At 64.6% G+C, this 23,793-nt stretch carries 22 protein-coding genes; 3 read left to right on the top strand and 19 right to left on the bottom strand.

Features of this window, described 5'->3' with window-relative positions; all coding sequences use genetic code 11:
• The first annotated feature begins 184 nt into the window (after positions 1–184).
• A complete protein-coding gene (locus BLV15_RS19880; RefSeq protein WP_090231458.1) occupies positions 185–2,158 on the top strand; it encodes an AAA family ATPase in 1,974 nt (657 codons plus the stop codon).
• A gap of 6 nt (positions 2,159–2,164) precedes the next feature.
• Here the strand turns inward: BLV15_RS19880 and BLV15_RS19875 are convergent, their stop codons facing one another.
• The 5 genes from BLV15_RS19875 to BLV15_RS19855 form a co-directional block, all read right to left on the bottom strand.
• The gene (locus BLV15_RS19875; protein WP_090231457.1) at positions 2,165–2,662 is read right to left on the bottom strand and encodes a GNAT family N-acetyltransferase; all 498 of its coding nucleotides are present in this window, start codon (positions 2,660–2,662) and stop codon (positions 2,165–2,167) included.
• Positions 2,663–2,737: 75 nt separating this feature from the next.
• The gene (gene cfaB, locus BLV15_RS19870; protein ID WP_090231456.1) at positions 2,738–3,922 is read right to left on the bottom strand and encodes a C17 cyclopropane fatty acid synthase CfaB; all 1,185 of its coding nucleotides are present in this window, start codon (positions 3,920–3,922) and stop codon (positions 2,738–2,740) included.
• 120 nt (positions 3,923–4,042) lie between these two features.
• Positions 4,043–4,813, bottom strand: coding sequence for an alpha/beta hydrolase family protein (locus BLV15_RS19865; protein ID WP_090231455.1), 771 nt, complete (start codon positions 4,811–4,813; stop codon positions 4,043–4,045).
• Positions 4,800–5,927 carry a DUF3182 family protein gene (locus BLV15_RS19860; RefSeq protein WP_090231454.1) on the bottom strand — a complete coding sequence of 376 codons (1,128 nt, stop codon included), beginning with the start codon at positions 5,925–5,927 and terminating at the stop codon, positions 4,800–4,802. The genes BLV15_RS19865 and BLV15_RS19860 overlap by 14 nt, the downstream gene beginning before the upstream one ends.
• 115 nt (positions 5,928–6,042) lie before the next feature.
• Entirely contained in the window at positions 6,043–8,307 is a 2,265-nt protein-coding gene (locus tag BLV15_RS19855) for a heavy metal translocating P-type ATPase (protein ID WP_090231510.1), read from the bottom strand.
• A 226-nt stretch (positions 8,308–8,533) separates the two neighbouring features.
• Here BLV15_RS19855 and cadR point away from each other — a divergent pair, with 226 nt between their 5' ends.
• Together cadR and tcuC are read left to right on the top strand one after the other, a co-directional pair.
• Complete coding sequence (gene cadR / locus BLV15_RS19850) at positions 8,534–8,977, top strand: Cd(II)/Pb(II)-responsive transcriptional regulator (RefSeq protein WP_090231453.1); 444 nt, start codon at positions 8,534–8,536, stop codon at positions 8,975–8,977.
• A gap of 186 nt (positions 8,978–9,163) precedes the next feature.
• The gene (gene tcuC, locus BLV15_RS19845) at positions 9,164–10,465 is read left to right on the top strand and encodes an MFS transporter (RefSeq protein ID WP_090231452.1); all 1,302 of its coding nucleotides are present in this window, start codon (positions 9,164–9,166) and stop codon (positions 10,463–10,465) included.
• A gap of 22 nt (positions 10,466–10,487) precedes the next feature.
• Here tcuC and BLV15_RS19840 read toward each other — a convergent pair whose 3' ends face one another.
• From BLV15_RS19840 to BLV15_RS19775, 14 genes are all read right to left on the bottom strand, one after another.
• Positions 10,488–11,390, bottom strand: a complete 903-nt coding sequence (locus tag BLV15_RS19840; protein WP_090231451.1) for a LysR family transcriptional regulator — start codon at positions 11,388–11,390, stop codon at positions 10,488–10,490.
• Between the two features lie 88 nt (positions 11,391–11,478).
• Positions 11,479–13,329: a glutamine--fructose-6-phosphate transaminase (isomerizing) gene (gene glmS / locus BLV15_RS19835; RefSeq protein ID WP_090231450.1), complete on the bottom strand. Its 1,851-nt coding sequence runs from the start codon at positions 13,327–13,329 to the stop codon at positions 11,479–11,481.
• Positions 13,330–13,340: 11 nt separating this feature from the next.
• Positions 13,341–14,114, bottom strand: coding sequence for a DeoR/GlpR family DNA-binding transcription regulator (locus BLV15_RS19830; protein WP_090231449.1), 774 nt, complete (start codon positions 14,112–14,114; stop codon positions 13,341–13,343).
• A gap of 113 nt (positions 14,115–14,227) precedes the next feature.
• Positions 14,228–15,592, bottom strand: coding sequence for a bifunctional UDP-N-acetylglucosamine diphosphorylase/glucosamine-1-phosphate N-acetyltransferase GlmU (gene glmU / locus BLV15_RS19825; protein ID WP_090231448.1), 1,365 nt, complete (start codon positions 15,590–15,592; stop codon positions 14,228–14,230).
• A gap of 132 nt (positions 15,593–15,724) precedes the next feature.
• Positions 15,725–16,150: a F0F1 ATP synthase subunit epsilon gene (locus BLV15_RS19820; protein ID WP_090231447.1), complete on the bottom strand. Its 426-nt coding sequence runs from the start codon at positions 16,148–16,150 to the stop codon at positions 15,725–15,727.
• 41 nt (positions 16,151–16,191) lie between these two features.
• Positions 16,192–17,568: a F0F1 ATP synthase subunit beta gene (gene atpD / locus BLV15_RS19815; protein ID WP_090231446.1), complete on the bottom strand. Its 1,377-nt coding sequence runs from the start codon at positions 17,566–17,568 to the stop codon at positions 16,192–16,194.
• Between the two features lie 26 nt (positions 17,569–17,594).
• Complete coding sequence (gene atpG, locus BLV15_RS19810; protein WP_090231445.1) at positions 17,595–18,455, bottom strand: F0F1 ATP synthase subunit gamma; 861 nt, start codon at positions 18,453–18,455, stop codon at positions 17,595–17,597.
• A 48-nt stretch (positions 18,456–18,503) separates the two neighbouring features.
• Positions 18,504–20,048 carry a F0F1 ATP synthase subunit alpha gene (gene atpA, locus BLV15_RS19805; RefSeq protein ID WP_090231444.1) on the bottom strand — a complete coding sequence of 515 codons (1,545 nt, stop codon included), beginning with the start codon at positions 20,046–20,048 and terminating at the stop codon, positions 18,504–18,506.
• Between the two features lie 21 nt (positions 20,049–20,069).
• Positions 20,070–20,606 carry a F0F1 ATP synthase subunit delta gene (locus tag BLV15_RS19800; protein WP_090231443.1) on the bottom strand — a complete coding sequence of 179 codons (537 nt, stop codon included), beginning with the start codon at positions 20,604–20,606 and terminating at the stop codon, positions 20,070–20,072.
• Between the two features lie 12 nt (positions 20,607–20,618).
• Complete coding sequence (locus tag BLV15_RS19795; protein WP_090231442.1) at positions 20,619–21,089, bottom strand: F0F1 ATP synthase subunit B; 471 nt, start codon at positions 21,087–21,089, stop codon at positions 20,619–20,621.
• 59 nt (positions 21,090–21,148) lie between these two features.
• Positions 21,149–21,406 carry a F0F1 ATP synthase subunit C gene (atpE, locus tag BLV15_RS19790; RefSeq protein WP_003097235.1) on the bottom strand — a complete coding sequence of 86 codons (258 nt, stop codon included), beginning with the start codon at positions 21,404–21,406 and terminating at the stop codon, positions 21,149–21,151.
• Positions 21,407–21,468: 62 nt separating this feature from the next.
• A complete protein-coding gene (gene atpB, locus BLV15_RS19785) occupies positions 21,469–22,338 on the bottom strand; it encodes a F0F1 ATP synthase subunit A (protein WP_090231441.1) in 870 nt (289 codons plus the stop codon).
• A 15-nt stretch (positions 22,339–22,353) separates the two neighbouring features.
• Positions 22,354–22,758: a F0F1 ATP synthase subunit I gene (locus tag BLV15_RS19780; RefSeq protein WP_090231440.1), complete on the bottom strand. Its 405-nt coding sequence runs from the start codon at positions 22,756–22,758 to the stop codon at positions 22,354–22,356.
• 160 nt (positions 22,759–22,918) lie between these two features.
• Positions 22,919–23,791 (bottom strand): ParB/RepB/Spo0J family partition protein, encoded by an 873-nt coding sequence (locus tag BLV15_RS19775; protein ID WP_090231439.1) that lies wholly within the window; start codon positions 23,789–23,791, stop codon positions 22,919–22,921.
• Positions 23,792–23,793 lie beyond the last annotated feature (2 nt).

The raw sequence follows: 23,793 nt of genomic DNA, 5'->3' as shown, positions 1-23,793 counted from the left end.
GCCGGGAGGCGCGTAGGGCCAGCCGACAGAAGGCGGTCTTTTGACGTCAAGACAGGGAACTTATCGCCGATAGCCTTGTTGTGCCGCCTTCGCGTGCACCTCACAGCGGATTTTCCGCAGCACCGCAGCCGGTTCTCCCGGCGTTGACGTATCGATGTCGGGCCATCGCCCGCCTGGAAGCACGATGAAGAAGCCTGCTTTGCTGAACAACCGTCGAGGCCGCACCGCGCTTATGGGCGCTTTCCTGGCCATCGCGCTGCTCGCCGGCGCCGCCTGGCAACTCTGGCCGCAGGCAGCGAAGCCCGCCGCCAGCGGCGCGGCCGCGTTGATGCTGGAGCAACTGAAGGAATCGACCCAGCCGTGGCTGGAGAACCGCCGCGACCTGTCCACGCTGGTCGCCGACCTGCGCGACAAACGCATCGCTAGCGCCGCGCTGGATCGCGACGCGGTCTACATCAGCACCAAGGACGGCGCTCGCTACTGGTTGCCGGACCAGTCCGGCCGTATCGCCGACCTGCTGCTGCAGCGCTACGCCGACGGCAGTGGCGAACTCTTCCCGCTCAGCCTGTTCCGCACCGATGGCGAAGCGCCCTGGTATGCCGGCGCACTCTCCTATGCGCCGTTCGGCGTGCTCGCACTGCTCCTGCTGGCAATGCTGGCGGTGAAAATGCGCCCGTATGCGGTCCTGCGCAAAAGTACCGGGGTCGGCTTCGACGGCGTGATCGGCGCCCACGAAGCCAAGCAGGCACTGACCGACGTTACCGCCTACCTGCGCGACCCCAGCGCGTTCGTCGAACTGGGTGCGCGGCCGCCACGCGGCGTGCTGCTGACCGGCGAGCCCGGCACCGGCAAGACGCAACTGGCCAAGGCTCTGGCCAGCGAAGCCAACGCAGCGTTCATCCAGGTCACCGGCAGCGACTTCTCCTCGATGTATTTCGGCGTCGGCATCCAGAAGGTCAAGGCGCTGTTTCAGGCCGCGCGGCGCCAGGCGCCGTGCATCATCTTCATCGACGAGATCGACGGCATCGGCAAGCGCTCCGAGCAGACTCGCTCCAGCGACGCCGAGAGCAACCGCATCATCAACCGCTTCCTCACCGAGATGGACGGCTTCGACGCCAGCTCAGGCGTGCTGGTGGTGGGCGCGACCAACTTCCCCAACTCGCTGGACGCCGCGCTGCTGCGTGAAGGGCGTTTCGACCGCTCGATCGCCGTGGGCCTGCCGACGCTGGCCGACCGCGGCGCGCTGTTCCGCCTCTACGCCGGCAAGCTGCGCCGCGCCGCCGACATCGACTTCGCCCAGCTGGCACGCAACAGCGTCGGCCTGACCCCCGCGGCGATCGCCTCGATCGTCAACCAGGCAGCCCTGCTCGCCGCCCGCGACCGCGCCGCGCGGGTCGAGATGGAGCACATGGTGGAGGCCATCGAGATCAGCCGCATCGGCGCCAAGCCGGACGGCGTCACCCCGCTCTCCGACGCCGAACGCACGCGCATCGCCGTGCACGAAGCCGGTCACGCGCTGGTCGCCGCCGCGCTGAACACCGGCCGGGTGGAGAAAGTCACCATCCTGCCGCGCGGCCAGGCCCTCGGCGTGACGCTGGTGACGCCGCTGGAAGACAAGCGCCTGCACCTGGAATCCGAACTGCGCGGACGCATCCAGATGCTGCTCGCCGGGCGTAACGCCGAGCAGCTGTACTTCCATGAAGTCTCGTCCGGGGCCGGGCAGGACCTGCAGGAGGCCTCGAAGCTGGCGCTGTCGATGGTCGGCGCGCTGGGCATGGGCCCAGCCGGCTCGCTGCTCAGCCTGCAGGCTGTGCGCGAGGCGCACATCGAATTCGACAGCAGCGAAACGCTGCGCTCGGCCGATGCCCTGCTGCAGCAGCTCAACCGTGAATGCTTCGCCCTGCTGCAGCGGATGAAGCCGGCGCTGGACGAGATCAGCCAGCGCCTGCTGGACGAGGAAAGCGTGCCGGGCGAAGCCGTGGTGGAGGCCATCGCCCGGTTGCCGGTGCACGACCTGGAGATGGCACTGAAGCCGCTGCGCCAGCGTGCCCACGGCGGCCTGGAACGTGTCGCCCTGAGCGCCTACGACCAGGAGCAGCCGTTCGAGCTTGGCGCAGCGCCGGCCGAGCCGGACGAAGAAGGTCCCGGCATGGCCTGAGCGGCGTCACTCCGCCGACACGATCTGGTGATACAGCTCGAAGCCGCGCGCCTTGTAGTTGGCCAGCGCGGCCGGGTGATCCAGGCTGCAGGTGTGCAGCCAGATGCGCTCAGTCCCCGGCCAGTTCCAGCCCGAGGCGACCGCGTGGGACAGCAGAGGCCCGCCCAGCCCCTGGCCGGAGAATTCCGGCGCCAGGCCGAAATAGAGAATCTCGACGTTGCGCTCATCCGGGCGATACAGCTCGTAATAGCCGGCGATGGCGCCGCGCCGGTAAGCCACCCAGGTGCGGTGCGCGGGGTTTTCCACCAGTTCACGCCATTGCGCGTCGCTCCATGACAGCTTGTCGGTCCATTCCCAGGGACCGCCGACCAACTGGTAGAGAAAGCGGTTCAGGGCGAACTGCGGCTGCTCGCATTCGACGACACTCAACCCGGCCGGCAGCGGCTTGGCGCGCAACGCCTGCGACTGGTTCATTTCCAGGTAGTAGGTGATCAATTCGCTCATGGCCGAGGCTTCCCTTTTTCCGAGGACGGCCAAGGTACCTAGCTCGACGGCGAAGTAAAACCCACCCACGCCCTTTCAGGCATACAGGTCGGCGCGGGACCAGGGCAACTCGTGGGAGCCGTCCTCCCGCGGCTTCACCGCGAGGATCTGGTGCAGGTTGATCCAGTTGCGCCCGAAGCCATAGGCGCAGCCGGCCAGGTAGAGCCGCCAGATGCGCAGCGCCTCCTCCGGAACCAGCGCCCTGGCCTGCTCCAGCCGCGCCTCCAGCCGCCCGCTCCACAGCTCCAGGGTGCGCGCGTAGTGCCGGCGCAGGCTTTCCACATCGACGATTTCCAGCCCGGCATCGCTGATCTGCGCACTGATCATCGCCAGGTGCGGCAGCTCTCCGTGGGGAAACACATAGCGCCCGATGAAATCGCCGGCGCCGTGGCCGACCGGGCGTCCGTCGGTGTGGCGCGCGGTGATGCCGTGGTTCATCACCAGCCCGCCCGGACGCACCGCGTTGAACAGCGTGCGGCAATACAGCGGCAGGTTGGCGTGACCGACGTGCTCGAACATGCCGACGCTGACCACCTTGTCGAAACGGCCGTCCTGCGGCAACTCGCGATAATCCATCAGTTCCAGTTGCACCTGCCCGGCAAGGCCGTCGTCGACCACGCGCTGGCGCGCCAGCTCCAGCTGGGCGCGGCTGAGCGTGATGCCGAACACCTCGGCACCGAACTCCCGCGCGGCGAAACGCGCCAGCCCGCCCCATCCGCAGCCGACGTCCAGCAGTCGGTCGCCGGGCTGCAGGCGCAGCTTGCGACACAGGTGGCGCAGCTTGGCCTGCTGCGCCTGGTCGAGGTCTTCCCCGCCGGTTTCGAAATAGGCGCAAGAATAGACCATGTCCTGGTCCAGCCAGAGTCGGTAGAAGTCGTTGGAAAGGTCGTAGTGATAGGAGATCGCCGCCGCATCGGTGGCCTTGTCATGGGCCTGGCGACTCGGTGCAGTGCCCGTATCTTCACCGATCAGGGCCCGGCACAGGCTGTCGGCGATACGGATGACCTCGAGTATCGGCCCCTCCAGCCCGAGGCGGCCTTCGACATAACTGCTGCCCAGCAGGTCCAGGCTGGGCCTGGCGAGCTGGCCGACCAGCGCCGGGTCATTCACCACCAACGTGACCACAGGGCTGGGGCCCAGGACGACGTGGCTACCGTCCCAGAGGCGCAACTGCACCGGAAGGTGCAAGTCACGCAAGGCTGTCATGAGCGGCGCGAACATGAGGAAGTCCTCCTGCAACAGGCAGGACTACGATAAGCCCCTATTCGATAGGTGTCATGCTATCTACCCGATAGACGAAACCTTTCCTCCTACGCTGGAAAATCGCAGCGCGGATTTCGATCAGGAGTATTCGCCCGGCATCGCCCCGCCGACGCGCGCACCGATGACCATCTCGGTCGCCCAGCCGGTCAGCACGGAGGTATAGGCCTGCTGGCAGGTCTCGCCGCTGAGCGCGTGGTCGGCGCCGTCGATGATGCGGTGGGTCAGCGAGTGGGTTTTCTGGAAGGCCGCGCGGTAATTCATGATCGTCTCGTGGGGGACGAAATCATCGTGCTCGGACTCGACGATCAGCACGTCGCCGGTGAAGGCCGCGCAGGCGGCCAGCGCACGGTTCTCGCTGGGCAGCACGCGGGTGTGCCGGTACTGGGCGAGGTCGACGCGGTCCAGGCTGCGTTTGGGCAGCGTCCAGTCCTCGTCGCGGTAAAGCGCCGGCACTCGCAGCGCCAGCCAGCGCACCGGCCGCAGGGTGGTGAGAATGGCCGCCAGGTAGCCGCCGTAGCTGGTGCCGACCACGGCGATCGCCGAGGTGTCGATGCCCGGATGCGCGGCGAGGCGGTCATAGGCGGCGAGGATGTCGCTGAGATTGTCCTCGCGGGAAACCGTCTCCTGCTGCTCGCGGGTTTGCGCATGACCGCGCAGGTCGAAGGTCAGGCACACACAACCCAGCCCGGCGATGCCGCGCGCGCGAGCGATGTCGCGCGCCTGGCTGCCGCCCCAGCCGTGGACGAACAGCACGCCGGGGATTTTCGAGCGGGGAACCAGGAAGGTACCGGCGATCTGTTCGCCGGCGACTTCCACTTCGATGTCGAGTGTTTCGCTACGTGCCTTCATACGCCTCCACCGTCACGCATTTGGTCATGAAGCCGATTTCTGGATCGAGACCGCGAAACAGCACCGAGGCATGCGTCGGCGGCTGACGGACTTCGCCGAAGAACTCCAGCGAAGACGCCCGCACGCGGGTCACGGTCGGGTCGGCATGAAAGGTTTCCAGCGCGGCGATTTCCGCGCTGCTGGCACCGCCGATGCGCCAGGACTGCTCCAGCACGCCGGAGCGCTGCCGGCCGTGCGCGTCGCGGCCCTGGGCCACATCGTAGTTGCGCCGCGAAGCGATCAGCGCGGGGAAGCAGGCGCTCGCCACGGCGTCGTAGCGCTGGCTCTGGCTCACCGCCAGGCGCACGGGGTCGGGCAGATCCAGTTGCAGCAGGGCGTCGAAATCGCCGCGCACCACGACCAGGTCGGAGCCGCCATAGACCGTCTCGCCGGCGTTGTCTTCGGTGAGCCGCTGGCGGCCGTGATAGGTCGCCAGCAGTTCACCGATGCGTACCTGGCCGACGCTATAGGTCAGCACCTCGTCCAGATGCTGCTCCAGCACCAGGCCGAAGGCGTTCACTTCGTCGGCGTCCTGGGCAGCGAGCGCCTGCTCCAGCGCGTCGGTATCCTCGACCAGCCACTGTCCACGTCCGGCGGTGGCGCGTACCGGCTTGACCCGCATGCGCCCCTGCCGCAGCAGCCGCTGTCCGGCCTCGCGGGCGTCGTCCAGATCGAACGCGGTGAAGCCGTCGAGCAGCGCATCCCCGGCCTGCGCGGCGAAGGTTTCCGGCCAACCCTGCGGTGCCTGTGCGCCCGCGCCCACCAGCCCGTGACTGATCGCCTTGGTCGCCACGAAAGGCAGCGGAACCACGCCGCCGAACAGGTCCAGCTCGCTGGCGATACCGAGCCCACGCGCCTCCTCGACGCCGATCAGGGTCCCGCTGGGGACCAGATACAGCGACTCGGCAGGCGCCTGCTCGGGGTTGAACTCGCCGTAATAGGGCAGCCCTTGAAGGCCGGCGATGCGCCGCGCCAGTTCGCCCAGCGAGACCCGCTCGTGCCGGGCCTCGTGCGCGCGATTCGGATAGAGGGCGACGGCCGCATGGGCAGTATGGGGGGTGTTTCGAGCTGTCATCGCATCGCTCCCCGGGGGCTGGATCGTCCCGCCGCCAACGCGGCGGGACGCACGGAACCACTTACCCGGTAGACCCGGACAGGTCGCGATCTATCGACCGTTCGTCCGTCAGCCGCTACTTGCGCAGCAGCCGCATGCCGTTCAGCACCACCAGCAGGCTGACGCCCATGTCGGCGAACACCGCCATCCACAAGGTCGCGTGGCCGGTCAGGGTGACCAGCAGGAACACGGCCTTGATCCCCAGCGCCAGCGCGATGTTCTGCTTGAGCACGGCCGCGGTCTGCCGCGACAGGCGCACGAATGCCGGAATCTTGCGCAGGTCGTCGTCCATGATCGCCACGTCGGCGGTCTCGATGGCGGTGTCGCTGCCGATCGCCGCCATGGCGAAGCCGATGTCGGCGCGCGCCAGCGCCGGTGCGTCGTTGATCCCGTCGCCGACCATGCCGACGCTGCCGGATTTGCCCAGCAGCGCCTCGATGGCCGCCAGCTTGTCGCTCGGCAACAGCTCGCCGCGAGCCTCGTCGATGCCGGCCTGGCGCCCGATGGCGGCCGCGGTGTGGGCGTTGTCGCCGCTGAGCATCAGGGTACTGACGCCCAATGCGTGCAGCTCGCGGATCGCCTCGCGGCTGCTCGGCTTGAGCGTATCGGCCACGGCGAACAGCGCCAGCGGACGCTGTTCGTCGCAGAGCAGCACTACGCTCTTGCCCTCGCGCTCCAGCACGTCGAGGCGCGCCTCCAGCTCGGGCGAACACAGCCCCAGCTCTTCCACCAGCCGATGATTGCCCAGGTGCAGCAGCTGCCCGTCGATGCGCCCGCGCACCCCGCGCCCGGCCAGCGCGGCGAATTCCTCGACGTCCCGCAGCGGCTGGTTCTCGCCATGCCGGGCGATGGCCTGCGACACCGGATGGTCCGAACGTACCGCCAGGCTCAGCGCGAGGCTGATGACGCTCTCCGGATCGGCATCCACCAGCAGATGCTGATCGGTCAGCTGCGGCTTGCCGTAGGTCAGGGTGCCGGTCTTGTCCAGCGCCAGGTGGCTGAGGTGGCGACCGTTCTCCAGGTAGGCGCCGCCCTTGATCAGGATGCCCTTGCGCGCCGCCGCAGCGAGGCCGCTGACGATGCTCACCGGGGTGGAAATCACCAACGCGCAGGGGCAGGCGACCACCAGCAGCACCAGCGCGCGGTAGATCCATTCCACCCACTGGCCGTCGAAGAGCGGCGGCAGCAACGCCACCGCCAGCGATAGCAGCACCACCGCCGGGGTGTAGAGGCGCGAAAAGCGGTCGACGAAACGCTGCGTCGGCGCACGCATGCCCTGGGCCTGCTCGACGGCCTGGATGATCCGCGCCAGCGTGCTGTTGCTCGGCTCGGCGGTGACCCGGTACTCCAGCGCGCCATCGCCATTCAGGGTGCCGGCGAACAGCGCGTCACCGACGGCCTTCTCCACCGGCAGGCTCTCGCCGGTGATCGACGCCTGGTTCACGCTGGACTGGCCGACGAGGACTTCGCCGTCCAGGCCGATGCGTTCGCCAGGACGAACGCGCACCTGGCTGCCCAGCGCCACCTCGGCCACCGGCGTGCTCTGCCAGGTGCCGTCGGGCTGGCGTACCGTCGCCGTTTCCGGCGCCAGTTCGAGCAGCCCGCCGATGGCGTTGCGCGCGCGATCGAGGGACTTCGCCTCGATCAGCTCGGCAACGGCGAAGAGGAACATCACCATCGCCGCCTCGGGCCACTGGCCGATGAGGATCGCTCCGGTCACCGCGATGCTCATCAGCGCGTTGATGTTGAGGTTGCGGTTCTTCAGCGCGATCCAGCCCTTCTTGTAGACGTCCACCCCGCTGAGCAACACGGCGGCCAGGGCGATCAGTGCCACCAGCCATTCGGGCGCCAGGTCGGCGAAATGCAGCACTTCGGCGGCAATCGCGGCGACACCGGCCAGCGCCAGCTTGATGCTCTTTCCGCTCGTCGGCGCCATCTGCGGCGCCGGTTCGCCCGTTGTCGCCACCCGCGGCGTGAAACCCAGCTCGCGAATCGCCTGCAGCGCCGGCTGCAGCGCCTCCGGATCGTGGCCGAGGGTGAGTACGCGCTGCATCAGGTTGAACTGCAGCGCCGTGATACCGGGCATACCGCCGAGCTTGTCGGTGATCAGGCGCTCCTCGGTCGGACAGTCCATCTGCGCGATGGCGATCCGCGTGGTGGTCGCCGCCATCGGTTCGGCGCACATGCCCAGCTCGGCGATCGCGTCGCGGATCGTCGCTTCCCGCAGCCCCGCGTGCCACACGCCAAGCACGCGCTTGAGCAGGTTGAACTCCAATCGCTGCACCTCGGGCAACTTGCCGAGGCGCCCGCGGATCAGGCTTTCCTCGGTCGGGCAATCCATCTGCTCGATGCGGAAACGGCTCAGCTGGCCTGTCACCGCGCCGTGATCGTGATCGTGATCGTGATCGTGATCGTGATCGTGGCGATCCTGAACGTCCTGTCGGTCCGCGGAAGGTTTTCCGCGGGCGTGGTCACCGCAACACTGGGTCATCTCGGTTCTCCGGATGGGGTATGGTGCGCAGTGAACACCCTGTAGCCACTACAGGGTCAAGCGACCTGGAGGCCTCATGAAAATCGGTGAACTGGCGCGGCAGACCCACTGCCCCGTGGAAACCATCCGCTACTACGAACGTGAAGGCCTGCTGCCGCTTCCCGCCCGCAGCGAAGGCAATTACCGGGTTTACGGCCCGCTACACAGCGAGCGGCTGACCTTCATCCGCAACTGCCGCACGCTGGACATGACCCTCGACGAGATTCGTCGCTTGCTGGAATTTCGCGATCAGCCGCAGAACAACTGCGAAGCCTTCAACGAGTTGATCGACGAGCACATCGAGCACGTCGCCGCCCGTATCGCCGGCCTGCAGGCGCTCCAGGTGCAACTGGTGGAGCTGCGCCGCAGTTGCTCGGAGGGCGGCGAAATCGAACGCTGCCAGATCGTCCGCCAGCTCACCGAAGCCAGCATCAACGTGGACGAGGCTCCGTCCCACGTCGGCCGTTCGCACCAGCACTGAGGTCATCACGCAGGGGAAGACCCGACAGGTTTCATGCGTATTGGTTGGAAGCGAATACAAACTGATGCCAGACGCGCATCAATTCATGCGAAATACGCACTTATCATTTCAAGATGTGTCAGCCACCATCTGGGATTCCAATAATCGTGCGCCCCTGCGCATGGACAAAAACGCTGGAGAATTCCCATGCAGGATTCGATGAAATCCGCGGCAACATCCGCGCGGGCAAAAATCGCCGCCGTATTCCGAGTCACATCGGGCAACTTCCTCGAACAGTTCGACTTCTTTCTCTTCGGCTTCTACGCCAACCACATCGCCGCCGCGTTCTTCCCGTCATCGAGCGAATTCGCCTCGCTGATGATGACCTTCGCCGTGTTCGGCGCAGGCTTCCTCATGCGTCCCTTGGGCGCGGTGATCCTCGGCGCGTACATCGACGACGTCGGCCGCCGCAAGGGGCTGATCGTGACGCTCTCGATCATGGCCAGCGGCACCCTGCTGATCGTGATGGTGCCGGACTACTCCAGCATTGGCCTGGTGGCACCGCTGCTGGTGCTCATCGGCCGACTGCTTCAGGGCTTCTCGGCCGGTGCGGAACTGGGCGGGGTATCCGTGTATCTGGCCGAGATCGCTACGCCGGGGCGCAAGGGTTTCTATACCGCCTGGCAGTCCGGCAGCCAGCAGGTGGCGATCATCGTCGCCGCGGCGCTGGGTTACGCGCTGAACCAGGGAATGGCGGCGAGCGATGTGGCGGCCTGGGGCTGGCGCATTCCCTTCGCGATCGGCTGCATGATCGTGCCGTTCATCTTCCTGCTGCGCCGCAACCTGAAGGAAACCGAGGAATTCAGCGCGCGCCGCCACCGTCCGACGATGCGCGAGGTGTTTCGCACGCTGATGCAGAACTGGGTCACCGTGGTAGCCGGCATGCTGATGGTGGCGATGACCACCACCGCGTTCTACCTGATCACCGTCTACGCGCCGACCTTCGGCAAGAACGTGCTCGAGCTGAGCACGGCGGATGCCTTGCTGGTGACGCTGCTGGTGGGGGTGTCGAACTTCATCTGGCTGCCGATCGGCGGCGCGCTGTCCGATCGCATCGGGCGCAAACCGGTGCTGGTCGCCATGACCGTGATGGCCATCGTCAGTGCTTACCCGGCGCTGTCGTACCTGGCGCAGGCGGCGAGTTTCGCGCACATGCTCGAAGTGCTGCTGTGGCTGTCGTTCCTTTACGGCATGTACAACGGCGCGATGATTCCGGCGCTTACCGAAATCATGCCGGTGGAAGTCCGCGTCGCCGGCTTCTCCCTGGCCTACAGCCTGGCGACCGCCGTGTTCGGCGGCTTCACCCCGGCGATCTCCACCGCGCTGATCCACGCCACCGGCGACAAGGCCGCGCCCGGCTACTGGATGACCTTCGCCGCCCTCTGCGCATTGCTGGCGACGCTGTTCATGTACCGGCGCATCTCCGTGCAGCCGCAGCTGGCGGTCTGAACGCGGGCCTGCCGGGTGGCAATCAGCCCGGCAGGCGCTTCATCTCCCGCACCAGGCGTTCCAGTTCCAGCGCCGCCGATGTCAGCGAGTGCCCCCGGCGCTTGATCAGGCCGACATTGCGCAGCACCTCCGGCTCCACCAGCGGCACGCTCACCAGCAAGGGGTGCCCGGCCATCGGCATGGCGATGGACGGCACCGCCGCCACGCCCAGCCCCGCCTCCACCAGACCGATCATGGTCGTTACATGGCGGGTTTCGCAGATCCCGGCCTTCTCCGGACGCACCTTGACCAGCGCCTGATCCAGCAGGAACCGGTTGCCCGAGCTCTTGCCGAGGGTGATGTAGTCCTGCCGGTACATCTCGTCCCAGCTCACCTGCGCCGCTTCCGCCAGCGGATGGTCACGACGACAGGCCATCACGTAGCGTTCCTGCAGCAGCAGCTCGAAGGCGATGGCCGGATCCAGCGCGCCGGTGAAACTCAGGCCGAGATCCGCCTCGCCACTGGCCACCGCGTCCTGTACCTCGCTGGCGCTGGCATCCAGCACGTGCACCTTGGTCCGTGGATACAGGCGGTGGTACTCGGTCACCACCTGCGGCATGAAGTAGTAGGCGGTGGACGGCACGCAGGCGATGGTGACGTTGGCCAGGCGGTTCGAAGCGACACCGGTGATGCCGAGCAGGGCGACTTCGAGGTCATCCAGCAGGCGCTCGACATTCGGCATGAACGCCCGGCCGGCCATGGTCAGGCTGACCTTGCGCGTGGTGCGCTCGAACAGCTTCACACCGAGCGCGGTTTCCAGCTTTTCGATGCGCCGGCTGAGCGCCGGCTGCGAGATGCGGATGGCCTCGGCAGCCTTGCGAAAGCTGCCCTTCTCGACCACCGCGCGAAAGGCCTGGAGATCATTGAGATCGAAGTTGATGTTCATAGAGCGCCAGAACGGTTCGGGGAAGCGGCAGCAGCCGGGCGGTGGAATTCCGCCAATGCTTGCGAGCCTGGCCGCCCGCTTCCGGATTTCACTCCACGGTGACCGATTTCGCCAGGTTGCGCGGCTGGTCGACGTCGGTGCCCTTGAGCACGGCTACGTAGTAGGACAGCAGCTGCAGCGGCAGGGTGTAGAGGATCGGCGCGAGGATGTCGTGGATGTGCGGCATGCTGACCACGTGGGTGCCTTCGCCGTTGTCGATACCGGCCTCGATGTCGGCGAACACCACCAGTTGGCCGCCGCGCGCGCGGACCTCCTGCAGGTTGGACTTGAGCTTTTCCACCAGCTCGTTGTTCGGCGCCACGGTGACCACCGGCATGTCGCTGTCCACCAGCGCCAGCGGGCCGTGCTTGAGCTCGCCGGCCGGGTAGGCTTCGGCGTGGATGTAGGAGATTTCCTTGAGCTTGAGCGCGCCCTCCATCGCCACCGGGTACTGCGCGCCGCGACCCAGGAACAGCGTGTGGTGCTTCTCGGCGAAGAGTTCGGCGACTTTCTCCACGGTCTTGTCCATGCCCAGCGCCTCGCCGAGGCGGGTCGGCAGGCGGCGCAGCTCGTCCACCAGCTCGGCCTCGACCGTCGCCGACAAGCCGCCGCGCATGCGGCCCAGCGCCAGGGTCAGCAGCAGCAGGGCGACCAGTTGCGTGGTGAACGCCTTGGTCGACGCCACGCCGATCTCCGGCCCGGCCTGGGTCAGCAGGGTCAGGTCGGATTCGCGCACCAGCGAGCTGGTGCCGACGTTGCAGATCGCCAGGCTGGCCAGGTAGCCGCCGGCACCGGGGGCAAGCTGCTTGGCGTTGCGCAGCGCAGCCAGGGTGTCGGCGGTTTCGCCGGACTGCGAAATGCTGACGAACAGGGTGTCCGGCTGCACCACCACCTTGCGGTAGCGGAACTCGCTGGCGACTTCGATCTGGCAGGGAATCCCGGCCAGTTCCTCGAGCCAGTATCGGGCGACCATGCCGGCGTGATAGCTGGTGCCGCAGGCGACGATCTGCACGTTGCGCACCTTGGCTAACAACGCCCCGGCCTGCGGGCCGAAGGCCTCGACCAGCACGTGGTCGAGACCCAGGCGACCTTCCAGCGTGCGCTGCACGACCTTGGGCTGCTCGTGGATTTCCTTGAGCATGAAGTGCCGGTAGGCGCCCTTGTCGGCGGCTTCCGCGCCTTCGTGGTACTGCACCTGCTCGCGCTGCACCGGCTGGCCGTCGAGATCCCAGACCTGCACGGAATCACGGCGGATTTCGGCGATGTCGCCCTCCTCCAGATACATGAAACGGTCGGTCACCTGACGCAGCGCCAACTGGTCGGAAGCGAGGAAGTTCTCGCCCAGACCCAGGCCGATCACCAGCGGGCTGCCGCTGCGGGTGGCCAACAGGCGGTCCGGCTGCTTGGCGCTGATCACCGCCAGGCCGTAGGCGCCGTGCAGTTCCTTCACCGTCGCCTTGAGCGCGTCGGCCAGGTCGCCCAGCGCGTCCAGGTGATGGTGCAACAGGTGCACGATGACTTCGGTGTCGGTCTCGGAGGTGAAGAGGTAGCCCATGTCCTTGAGGCGCGCACGCAACGGCTCGTGGTTCTCGATGATGCCGTTGTGCACCAGCGCCAGGTCGTTGCCGGAAAAATGCGGGTGCGCGTTGCGCTCGCTGGGCACGCCGTGGGTCGCCCAGCGGGTGTGGGCGATGCCCAGCCGGCCATTCAGCGGTGCGGTGGCCAGGGCCTGCTCCAGCTCGCTGACCTTGCCCGGCCGGCGCACGCGCTGCAGCGTGCCGTCGCCGTCGAGCAGGGCCACGCCGGCGCTGTCGTAACCGCGGTATTCCAGACGTTTCAGGCCCTCGACGAGGACCGGCAGGATATTGCGTTCGGCGACGGCGCCAACGATGCCACACATATGTTTCTCTCCTATTTTTCGCTGGCGGCGGCGAGGATCAGCCGTACGCCAAGGGATTCGATGCGATCACGCGCCTCGGCGGTGAGGCGCGTGTCGGTGATCAGGGTATGCACGCTGCTCCACGGCAGCTCGAGGTTCGGCATGCGCCGGCCGATCTTGTCGGACTCGACCATCACGATCACCTCGCGGGCGACCTCGGCCATCACCCGCGACAAGCCCAGCAACTCGTTGAAGGTGGTGGTGCCGCGCTCCAGGTCGATGCCATCGGCGCCGATGAACAGCTGGTCGAAATCATAGGAACGCAGCACCTGTTCGGCGACCTGGCCCTGGAAGGATTCGGAGTGCGGGTCCCAGGTGCCGCCGGTCATCAGCAGTACCGGTTCGTGCTCCAGTTCGCGCAGGGCGTTGGCCACGTTCAGTGAATTGGTCATCACCACGAGGCCGGGCTGACGCCCGAGCGCGCCGATCATCGCCGCCGTCGTGCTGCCGCTGTCGATGATGATGCGCGCGTGCTCACGGAGGCAGGCGACCGCGGCGCGGGCAATCGCGCGCTTGTAGGACGATACCGGCTGCGCATCGTCGACGATCAGTTCCTGCGGCACCGACACCGCGCCGCCGTAGCGACGCAGCAGCAGGCCATTCTTCTCCAGTGCCGTGAGGTCCTTGCGGATGGTCACTTCGGACGTCGAGAAGCCTTTGGCCAACTCGTCCACGCTGACTTCTCCCGACTCGGCGAGCAGAGCCAGGATGGCGTGACGACGTTGCGGCGTGTTGCGCTTCGACATGCTTAAGTTTCGATTCGAAATTAAAGTTTTCGAATCAAAACCTAACGAAGCTTTCACGTCAACCACAGAAACGAAAAAAGGCGGCCAACGCCGCCTTCTCATCATCGATCAGGTTACTTCTTCACCTTCACCGGCCGCTTCCAGCCTTCGATGTTGCGCTGCTTGGCGCGCCCAACGGCCAGCGTATTCGCCGGCACATCCTGGGTGACCACCGACCCGGCGCCCGTGGTGGCACCGTCGCCGAGGCTCACCGGGGCGACCAGTGCGCTGTTGGAACCGATGAATACATCCTCACCCATCCGCGTGTGCGACTTGTTGGCACCGTCGTAGTTGCAGGTGATCGTGCCGGCGCCGATGTTGCTGCGCGCACCGATCTCGGCATCGCCGAGGTAGCTCAGATGGCCGGCTTTGGCACCTTCCCCCATGACGGCATTCTTCAATTCGACGAAGTTGCCGACATGGGCCTTCGCACCCAGCACGCTGCCCGGACGCAGCCGCGCGAACGGGCCGCAATCGGCGCCCTCGCCCAGTTCGGCGCCATCCAGATGGCTGTTGGCCTTGACGATCGCACCCTTGCGCAGCGTGCTGTTGCGGATCACGCAGTTCGGTCCGATCTCCACGCCCTCCTCGATCAGGACGCGGCCTTCGAGAATCACGTTGATATCGATGAGCACGTCGCGGCCGACACTGACGTCGCCGCGCACATCGAAACGCGCCGGATCACGTAGCGTGACACCCTCGGCCATCAGCCGGCGTGCCGCACGCTGCTGGTAGTGACGTTCCAGTTCGGCGAGCTGGATGCGGTCGTTGGCGCCCTGCACCTCCATCGCGTCCAGCGGCTGTTCGGTGGCGACGGTGAGCCCGTCGGCGACCGCCATAGCGACCACGTCGGTGAGGTAGTACTCGCCCTGCACGTTGCTGTTGGACAGCCGGCTCAGCCAGCCGCCGAGTCGTTTGCCGGGCACCGCGAGGATGCCGGTATTGCCTTCCTTGATCGCGCGCTGCTCGGGCGTCGCGTCCTTGTGCTCGACGATCGCACGCACAGCCCCGGCGGCATCACGGACGATGCGCCCGTAGCCGGTCGGGTCGCCGAGCTCCACGGTAAGCAGCGCCAGGTGTTGGTCATCCACCTTCTGCAGTAGGCGCTGCAGGGTGCCGACTTCGATCAGCGGGACGTCGCCATAGAGGATAAGCACGCGCTCGGCGGACAGCGCCGGCGCCGCCTGGGCCACGGCGTGACCGGTCCCGAGCTGTTCACGCTGCATGACGAAATCGAGGTCCTCCGCGGCAAGGCGCTCGCGCACCGCATCCGCGCCATGCCCGATCACCACATGGATGCCCTGCGGCTGCAACTGGCGCGCGCTGTCGATGACGTGCCCGAGCATCGGTTTGCCAGCCACCGGGTGCAGCACCTTGGGCAGTGCCGAACGCATGCGCGTACCTTGGCCGGCGGCGAGAATCACGACTTCAAGGGACATGCAAGGACCTCCAGGAGCAAAGGGAAACGGCGCGACCTTAAGACAGCCAGATCATACCGGCAACAGCGTTCAGAAAAGACGCAAACAAAAAGGGGTAGCCGAAGCTACCCCTGATTGTCGAAACGGATTCACTCAGCGTTTGGCTTTGGTGCGCAACTGCTGGATGGTCCGCAACTGGGCGGCAGCTTCGGCGAGCTGGGCAGAAGCCGAGCCGTAGTCGAATTCCGCGCCCTTATCGTTCAGTGCCTGCTCGGCGGCCTTGACGGCCTCCTGGGCGGACGCTTCGTCGAGGTCGCCAGCGCGCTGCACGGTGTCGGCAAGAACCTTGACCATGTTCGGCTGGACTTCGAGAAAACCGCCGGAGATGTAGAACACCTCCTCTTCGCCGCCCTGCTTGACCAGACGGATCGGACCCGGCTTCAGGTCGGTGATCAAGGGTGCGTGGCCCGGCGAAATACCCAGGTCACCCAGGTTGCCGTGCGCAATCACCATTTCCACCAGACCGGTGAAGATTTCGCCTTCCGCGCTGACGATATCGCAATGGACTGACATAGCCATTAGGTAGCCTCGCGTGGGCGCCCGTCACCGGGCGCTCCCGATTACAGTTTCTTGGCTTTCTCGATGACTTCTTCGATGCCACCAACCATGTAGAACGCTTGTTCCGGCAGGTGATCGTAGTCGCCGTTGAGGATCCCTTTGAAACCAGCGATGGTGTCCTTCAGGGAAACGTACTTGCCCGGCGAGCCGGTGAAGACTTCGGCCACGAAGAACGGCTGGGACAGGAAACGCTGGATCTTACGAGCACGGGATACCAATTGCTTGTCGGCTTCGGACAGCTCGTCCATGCCGAGGATGGCGATGATGTCCTTCAGCTCCTTGTAGCGCTGCAGAACGTACTGCACGCCACGAGCGGTCTCGTAGTGCTCAGCGCCGATCACGTTCGGGTCCAGCTGACGCGAGGTGGAGTCGAGCGGATCGACCGCCGGGTAGATACCCAGCGAAGCGATGTCACGGGACAGAACCACGGTGGCGTCAAGGTGGGCGAAGGTGGTCGCCGGCGACGGGTCGGTCAGGTCATCCGCGGGAACGTAGACGGCCTGGATCGAGGTGATCGAACCCGACTTGGTGGAAGTGATGCGTTCCTGCAGAACACCCATTTCCTCGGCCAGGGTCGGCTGGTAACCCACTGCGGACGGCATACGGCCGAGCAGTGCGGATACTTCGGTACCGGCCAGGGTGTAACGGTAGATGTTGTCGACGAACAGCAGAACGTCGCGACCTTCGTCACGGAACTTCTCGGCCATGGTCAGGCCGGTCAGCGCCACGCGCAGACGGTTGCCCGGCGGCTCGTTCATCTGGCCATAGACCAGGGCCACTTTGTCGAGAACGTTGGAGTCCTTCATCTCGTGGTAGAAGTCGTTCCCTTCACGGGTACGCTCGCCCACACCGGCGAACACGGAGTAACCGCTGTGCTCGATGGCGATGTTACGGATCAGTTCCATCATGTTGACGGTCTTGCCGACACCGGCGCCGCCGAACAGACCGACCTTGCCGCCCTTGGCGAACGGGCAGACCAGGTCGATGACCTTGATGCCGGTTTCCAGCAGCTCGTTGCCGCCAGCCTGCTCCGCGTAGGAAGGCGCAGCGCGGTGGATGCCCCAGCGCTCTTCTTCGCCGATCGGGCCCGCTTCGTCGATCGGGTTGCCGAGGACGTCCATGATCCGGCCCAGGGTTTTCACGCCGACCGGAACCTGGATGCCAGCACCGGTGCTGGCGACGTCGAGACCGCGCTTGAGGCCTTCGGTCGAACCCATGGCGATGGTACGGACGATGCCGTCGCCCAGCTGCTGCTGGACTTCCAGGGTGGTTTCCGCGCCTTGTACCTTCAGCGCGTCATAGATGTTCGGGACCTGATCGCGCGGGAATTCCACGTCGATGACGGCGCCGATGATTTGAACGATACGTCCGCTACTCATCTTTGGTTCCTCTGAATTTTGAACCGTTAAACCGCGGCAGCGCCGCCGACGATTTCCGAGATTTCCTGAGTGATCGCTGCCTGACGCGCCTTGTTGTAGATCAGCTGCAATTCGCTGATCAGATCACCGGCGTTGTCGGTGGCGTTCTTCATCGCGATCATCCGTGCGGCTTGCTCGGCCGCATTGTTCTCGACCACCGCCTGGTAGACCTGCGACTCCACGTAGCGCACCAGCAGGCCTTCCAGCAACTGCTTGGCATCGGGTTCGTAGAGGTAGTCCCAGTGGTGCTTCAACTCCTGGCTGTCCTCGGCGACCAGCGGAATCAACTGCTCCACGGTCGGCTTCTGGGTCATGGTGTTGACGAACTTGTTGGAGACCACGTACAGCCGGTCGATACGGCCTTCGAGGTAGGCATCCAGCATGACCTTGACGCTGCCGATCAAGTCGTTGATCGAAGGCGCTTCGCCCAGGTTGCTGATCGCCGCTACCACGTTACCGCCGTAGCTACGGAAGAACGACGCACCCTTGCCCCCGATCACCGCCAGATCGATCTCCGCGCTTTTCTCGCGCTGGGCGCTCATGTCCTTGACCAGAGCCTTGAACAGGTTGGTGTTCAAGCCGCCGGCAAGACCACGGTCGGAGGTGACGACGATATAGCCGACACGCTTGACCTCACGCTCGATCATGAACGGGTGCAGGTATTCCGGATTGGCGTTGGCCAGATGGCCGATCACCTGCCGAATGCGCTCGGCATAAGGACGGCTGGCAGCCATGCGCTGTTGTGCTCTGCGCATCTTGCTGACCGCCACCTTTTCCATGGCGCTGGTGATCTTTTGCGTGCTTTTGATGCTCGCAATCTTGCTGCGAATCTCTTTTGCGCCTGCCATTTCACACCTATGGGGTTAGCAGGCGGGGCCTTTCGACCCCGCTGCGGCTTACCAGGTTTGGGTGGCCTTGAACTTCTCGATGCCGGCTTTGATGCCTTTATCGATTTCGTCGTTGAAGTCACCCTTCTCGTTGATCTTCGCCATCAGATCGGCGTGATCACGGTTGAAGTAGGCAATCAGCGCAGCTTCGAAGCTACCGATCTTGGCCAGCTCGACGTCGGTCAGGAAACCGCGCTCGGCGGCATACAGCGACAGCGACATTTCGGCGATGGACATCGGCGCGTACTGCTTCTGCTTCATCAGCTCGGTAACACGCTGACCATGCTCGAGCTGCTTGCGAGTGGCTTCGTCCAGGTCGGAAGCGAACTGGGCGAAAGCCGCCAGTTCACGGTACTGCGCCAACGCGGTACGAATACCACCGGAAAGCTTCTTGACGATCTTGGTCTGGGCGGCGCCACCCACGCGGGATACCGAGATACCGGCGTTGACGGCCGGACGGATACCCGAGTTGAACATCGCCGATTCCAAGAAGATCTGGCCGTCGGTGATCGAAATCACGTTGGTCGGAACGAACGCGGAAACGTCGCCGGCCTGGGTTTCGATGATCGGCAGCGCGGTCAGCGAACCGGTCTTGCCAGTCACGGCGCCGTTGGTGAACTTCTCGACGTACTCTTCGGAAACGCGGGAAGCGCGCTCCAGCAGACGGCTGTGGAGATAGAACACGTCGCCCGGGTAGGCTTCGCGGCCCGGCGGACGGCGCAGCAGCAGGGAGATCTGGCGATAGGCGACAGCCTGCTTGGACAGATCGTCATAAACGATCAAAGCGTCTTCGCCGCGGTCACGGAAGTACTCGCCCATGGTGCAGCCGGCGTAGGGAGCCAGGAACTGCAGCGCTGCGGATTCCGAAGCACTCGCCGCCACCACGATGGTGTTGGCCAGGGCGCCGTTCTCTTCCAGCTTGCGTACAACGTTGGCGATGGTCGACTGCTTCTGACCGACGGCGACGTAGACGCAGCGGATGCCGCTGTTCTTCTGGTTGATGATGGCGTCGATGGCCAGAGCGGTCTTGCCGATCTGACGGTCACCGATGATCAGCTCGCGCTGGCCACGGCCTACCGGGATCATCGCATCGACCGATTTGTAGCCGGTCTGTACCGGCTGGTCGACCGACTTACGCCAGATCACGCCCGGCGCGACCTTCTCAACCGCGTCGGTAGCGACGTTGTTGAGCGGGCCTTTGCCATCGATCGGGTTACCCAGGGCATCGACCACACGACCCAGCAGTTCCGGACCGACCGGAACCTCGAGGATGCGGCCGGTGCACTTGGCACTCATGCCTTCTTGCAGGCCGAGGTAGCTACCCAGAACGACGGCGCCGACGGAGTCTTGTTCCAGGTTCAGCGCCATACCGTAGACGCCGCCGGGGAACTCGATCATCTCGCCGTACATGACGTCGGCCAGGCCGTAGATGCGCACGATACCGTCGGAAACGCTGACGATGGTGCCTTCGTTACGGGCTTGGGAAGAGACGTCGAGTTTCTCGATACGCCCCTTGATGATTTCACTTATTTCGGAAGGATTGAGTTGCTGCATTGCTCTGCTGCCCCTTCAAACTCAGGATTTCAACGCTTCGGCCAGTTTCGCGAGCTTGCCGCGAACCGAGCCATCGATAACCAGGTCGCCTGCGCGGATCACGACACCACCGATGAGGCCGGCGTCTTCCGCAGCGTGCAATCGCACTTCCCGGCTGAGCCGAGCGCTGAGAACCTTGGCGAGTTTGTCTTGCTGTTCGGCGCTCAATGCGAAGGCACTGGTCACGTCCACATCGACCGACTTCTCCTGCTCGGCTTTGTACAGCTCGAACAGTTCGGCGATTTCCGGCAACAGCGCGAGGCGCTCGTTTTCGGCAACGATATGGATGAAGTTCTGTACCTGAGCATCGAACTTGTCGCCGCACACCTCGACGAAGGTGGCGGCCTTTTCTGTACTGGTCAGACGCGGAGCCTTGAGCACGCTCTGCATGCGCGCGTCTTGCGACACCGCTGCAGCCAGGCCGAGCATGGCCGACCAGGCGGCCAGCTGCTGATGGGCCTGGGCATGCTCGAAAGCAGCCTTGGCATAAGGTCGGGCCAGCGTGGTCAATTCTGCCATGATCGCCCTCGCTTAGATTTCGGCAGCCAGTTTATCAACCAGCTCCGCATGCGCGTTTCGATCGATTGTGGCACCCAGGATCTTCTCGGCACCGCCGACGGCCAGGCTACCCAGTTGGGCACGCAGCGCGTCCTTGACACCGTTGATTTCCTGCTCGATCTCGGCCTGAGCCTGAGCCTTGACGCGCTCAGCTTCGACACGGGCCTGATCACGGGCTTCGTCGACGATCTGGGTCGCGCGCTTCTTGGCTTGCTCGATGATCTCGGCTGCCTGAGTCTTCGCCTCGCGCAGTTGCTCGCCCACTTTCTCTTGGGCCAGCTCCAGGTCGCGAGTCGCACGATTGGCAGCGTCCAGACCTTCTGCGATCTTCTTCTGGCGTTCGCGCAAAGCCGTGATGACCGGAGGCCACACGAACTTCATGCAGAACAGCACGAAGATGAAGAACGCAACGGACTGGCCAATCAGGGTTGCATTAATGTTCACGCCAACACCTCGCTCGTTCGTTGTCCATCAAACCGGTTCACTCGAAAGAAGACGAGTGATTAGCCGGCGATTTGACCAACGAAGGGGTTCGCGAAGGTGAAGAACAGAGCGATACCAACGCCGATCATGGTCACGGCGTCGAGCAGGCCGGCGACGATGAACATCTTGACTTGCAGCATCGGGACCATTTCCGGTTGACGCGCGGCGCCTTCCAGGAATTTGCCACCCAGCAGACCGAAACCAATGGCGGTACCCAGGGCACCCAGGCCAATCAGCAGTGCAACGGCAATAGCGGTAAGACCAACTACAGTTTCCATTTTTCCTCCGACTCTTATGTCGACTTGGTTAGGGGTTTTAGATGAAGCGGTAAAGCGAACAATCAGTGGTTATCTTCGTGCGCCATCGAAAGGTAGACGATCGTCAGCATCATGAAGATGAACGCTTGCAGAGTGATGATCAGGATGTGGAAAACGGCCCACGCCCACTGCAGCACCACACCCAGGCCACTCAGCCAAAGCAGACCGCTGCCGAACATCACGGCGATCAGGATGAATACCAGCTCACCGGCATACATGTTGCCGAACAACCGCAGGGCCAGCGAAATCGGCTTGGCCACCAGGGTTACGAATTCGAGCAGGAAGTTGACCGGGATGAGAATGACCTGCACCGCGATGTTCTTGCTGCTGAAAGGATGCAGGGTCAGTTCACCAATGAAGCCGCCGATGCCCTTGACCTTGATGCTGTAGAAGATGATCAGCGCGAACACCGACAGGGCCATTCCCAGGGTAGCGTTCGGATCGGTAGTCGGAACCGCACGGAAGAAGATGTGCTCGTTGCCGGAGATCGCCATCGCCGCATGCGGGATCCAGTCGACCGGGATCAGGTCGATAGCGTTCATCAGGAAGATCCAGACGAAGATCGTCAGGGCCAGGGGAGCGATCAGCGGATTGCGGCCGTGGAATGTGTCCTTGACGCTGCCGTCGACGAACTCGACCAACACTTCGACGAAGTTCTGCAGGGCACCCGGCTGACCGGAGGTCGCCTTGCTGGCAGCCATGCGGAACAGCAGAACGAAGATCACACCCAGAGCAACCGACCAGCCCAGAGTATCTAGGTGGAATGCCCAGAAGCCCATTTCCTTGGCTTCCTGAGCGGTGTGGGCGAGACCCCAGTCACCGCTCGGCAGACGCCCGAAGGTCAGGTTCTGCAGGTGGTGCTGAATGTAGCCCGAAGCGTTTTCTGCTGCCATGTTTGCCTCAACGCGTTAATTCGTAAGTCGTTTTCTCATCAGCAGGGGAGAAAACCAGCCGACCGTCTGGGTCAGCAGGAACACACCGAATACGGCCAGCGGTTCCAGCGGTTTCACACCTGCGAACGTCAGCGCAAAGAGCACCGCCGTCAGAATCAGTTTTCCGGCCTCGCCGGCGTAGAACGACCGGACGATGGCTTGTGCGGCCCGCGCCCCGCTGAAGCGGAACGCCTTGTGAGCGAAATACAGGTTGGGTAGCCATACGATCAGACCACCGCAGAGTCCCGAGTAACCGGCTACCGATCCTCGCGACAGCCACAGTAACGAAGCGGCGATCAGCAGCAGGACCAGTTGGGCGATCAACACCGGAAAAACCGGCAGGCGATGGAGGGGCAGGCGTTGTGGCGTGCGGGCATCCATCGCAAACGTCCTCTGGAAGGTCGGCGTCCGTTAAATCAACGACTTGGCATATTTCATGCCGACCAAAATGCGCGCAGAGTATAGGGGCGCTTCCCTACCCGTTCAACTGCCGGGTAGTGATTTCCGACTACCCGCTACACGTCATGCATAAGCATTTGTTTCAGCGGATATGCGCCAGTACGCCCTGCAATTCGTCCAGCGAGTTGTAGCGGATTACCAACTGACCTTTGCCCTTCTGTCCGTGCTTGATCTGCACGGGAGAGCCCAGCCGCTCTGCGAGGCGCTGCTCCAGACGGCTGATGTCCGGATCGGCTTTGGGCTTCTCGGCGGCCTGTGGTTTGTCGCTTAGCCACTGCCTCACTAGAGCCTCGGTCTGACGAACCGTCAAACTGCGTGCGACAACGTGTCGCGCAGCTTCCAGCTGGCGGTCGGCCGGCAATCCGAGCAATGCCCGGGCGTGTCCCATTTCCAGATCGCCATGGGCGAGCAGGGTCTTGATCTCCTCCGGCAGGGCGATCAGGCGCAACAGGTTGGTCACGGTGACCCGCGATTTGCCCACGGCCTCGGCGACCTGCTGCTGGGTGAGCTGAAATTCCTGCTGCAAGCGCTGCAGGGCGAAGGCTTCCTCTATCGGATTGAGGTCCTCGCGCTGGATGTTCTCGATCAGCGCCATCGCCACCGCGGCCTCGTCGCTGACATCGCGCACCATCGCCGGGATCTTTTCCAGGCTGGCCTGCTGGCTGGCACGCCAGCGACGCTCACCGGCAATGATTTCGTAACGACCACCGTCGATGGCACGCACCACGATCGGCTGCATCACGCCCTGGGCCTTGATCGATTGCGCCAGTTCTTCCAGTGCGGCGGGGTCCATGTCGCGGCGCGGCTGATACTTGCCGCGCTGAATCAGGTCGAGCGGGAGGTAATGCAGCTCACGGTTTTCCACCTGGGCGGCTTCTTCCTGCATGGCGGCGATGCTGGTTCCGCCCAGCAGGGCGTCCAGTCCGCGTCCGAGACCTCGTTTCTTGATGGCCATGC

Source organism: Pseudomonas kuykendallii, from assembly GCF_900106975.1.
Lineage (GTDB): Bacteria > Pseudomonadota > Gammaproteobacteria > Pseudomonadales > Pseudomonadaceae > Pseudomonas_O > Pseudomonas_O kuykendallii.
Note: the sequence above shows the minus strand (reverse complement) of the source record. Positions and strands in the feature narration are given on the sequence as shown.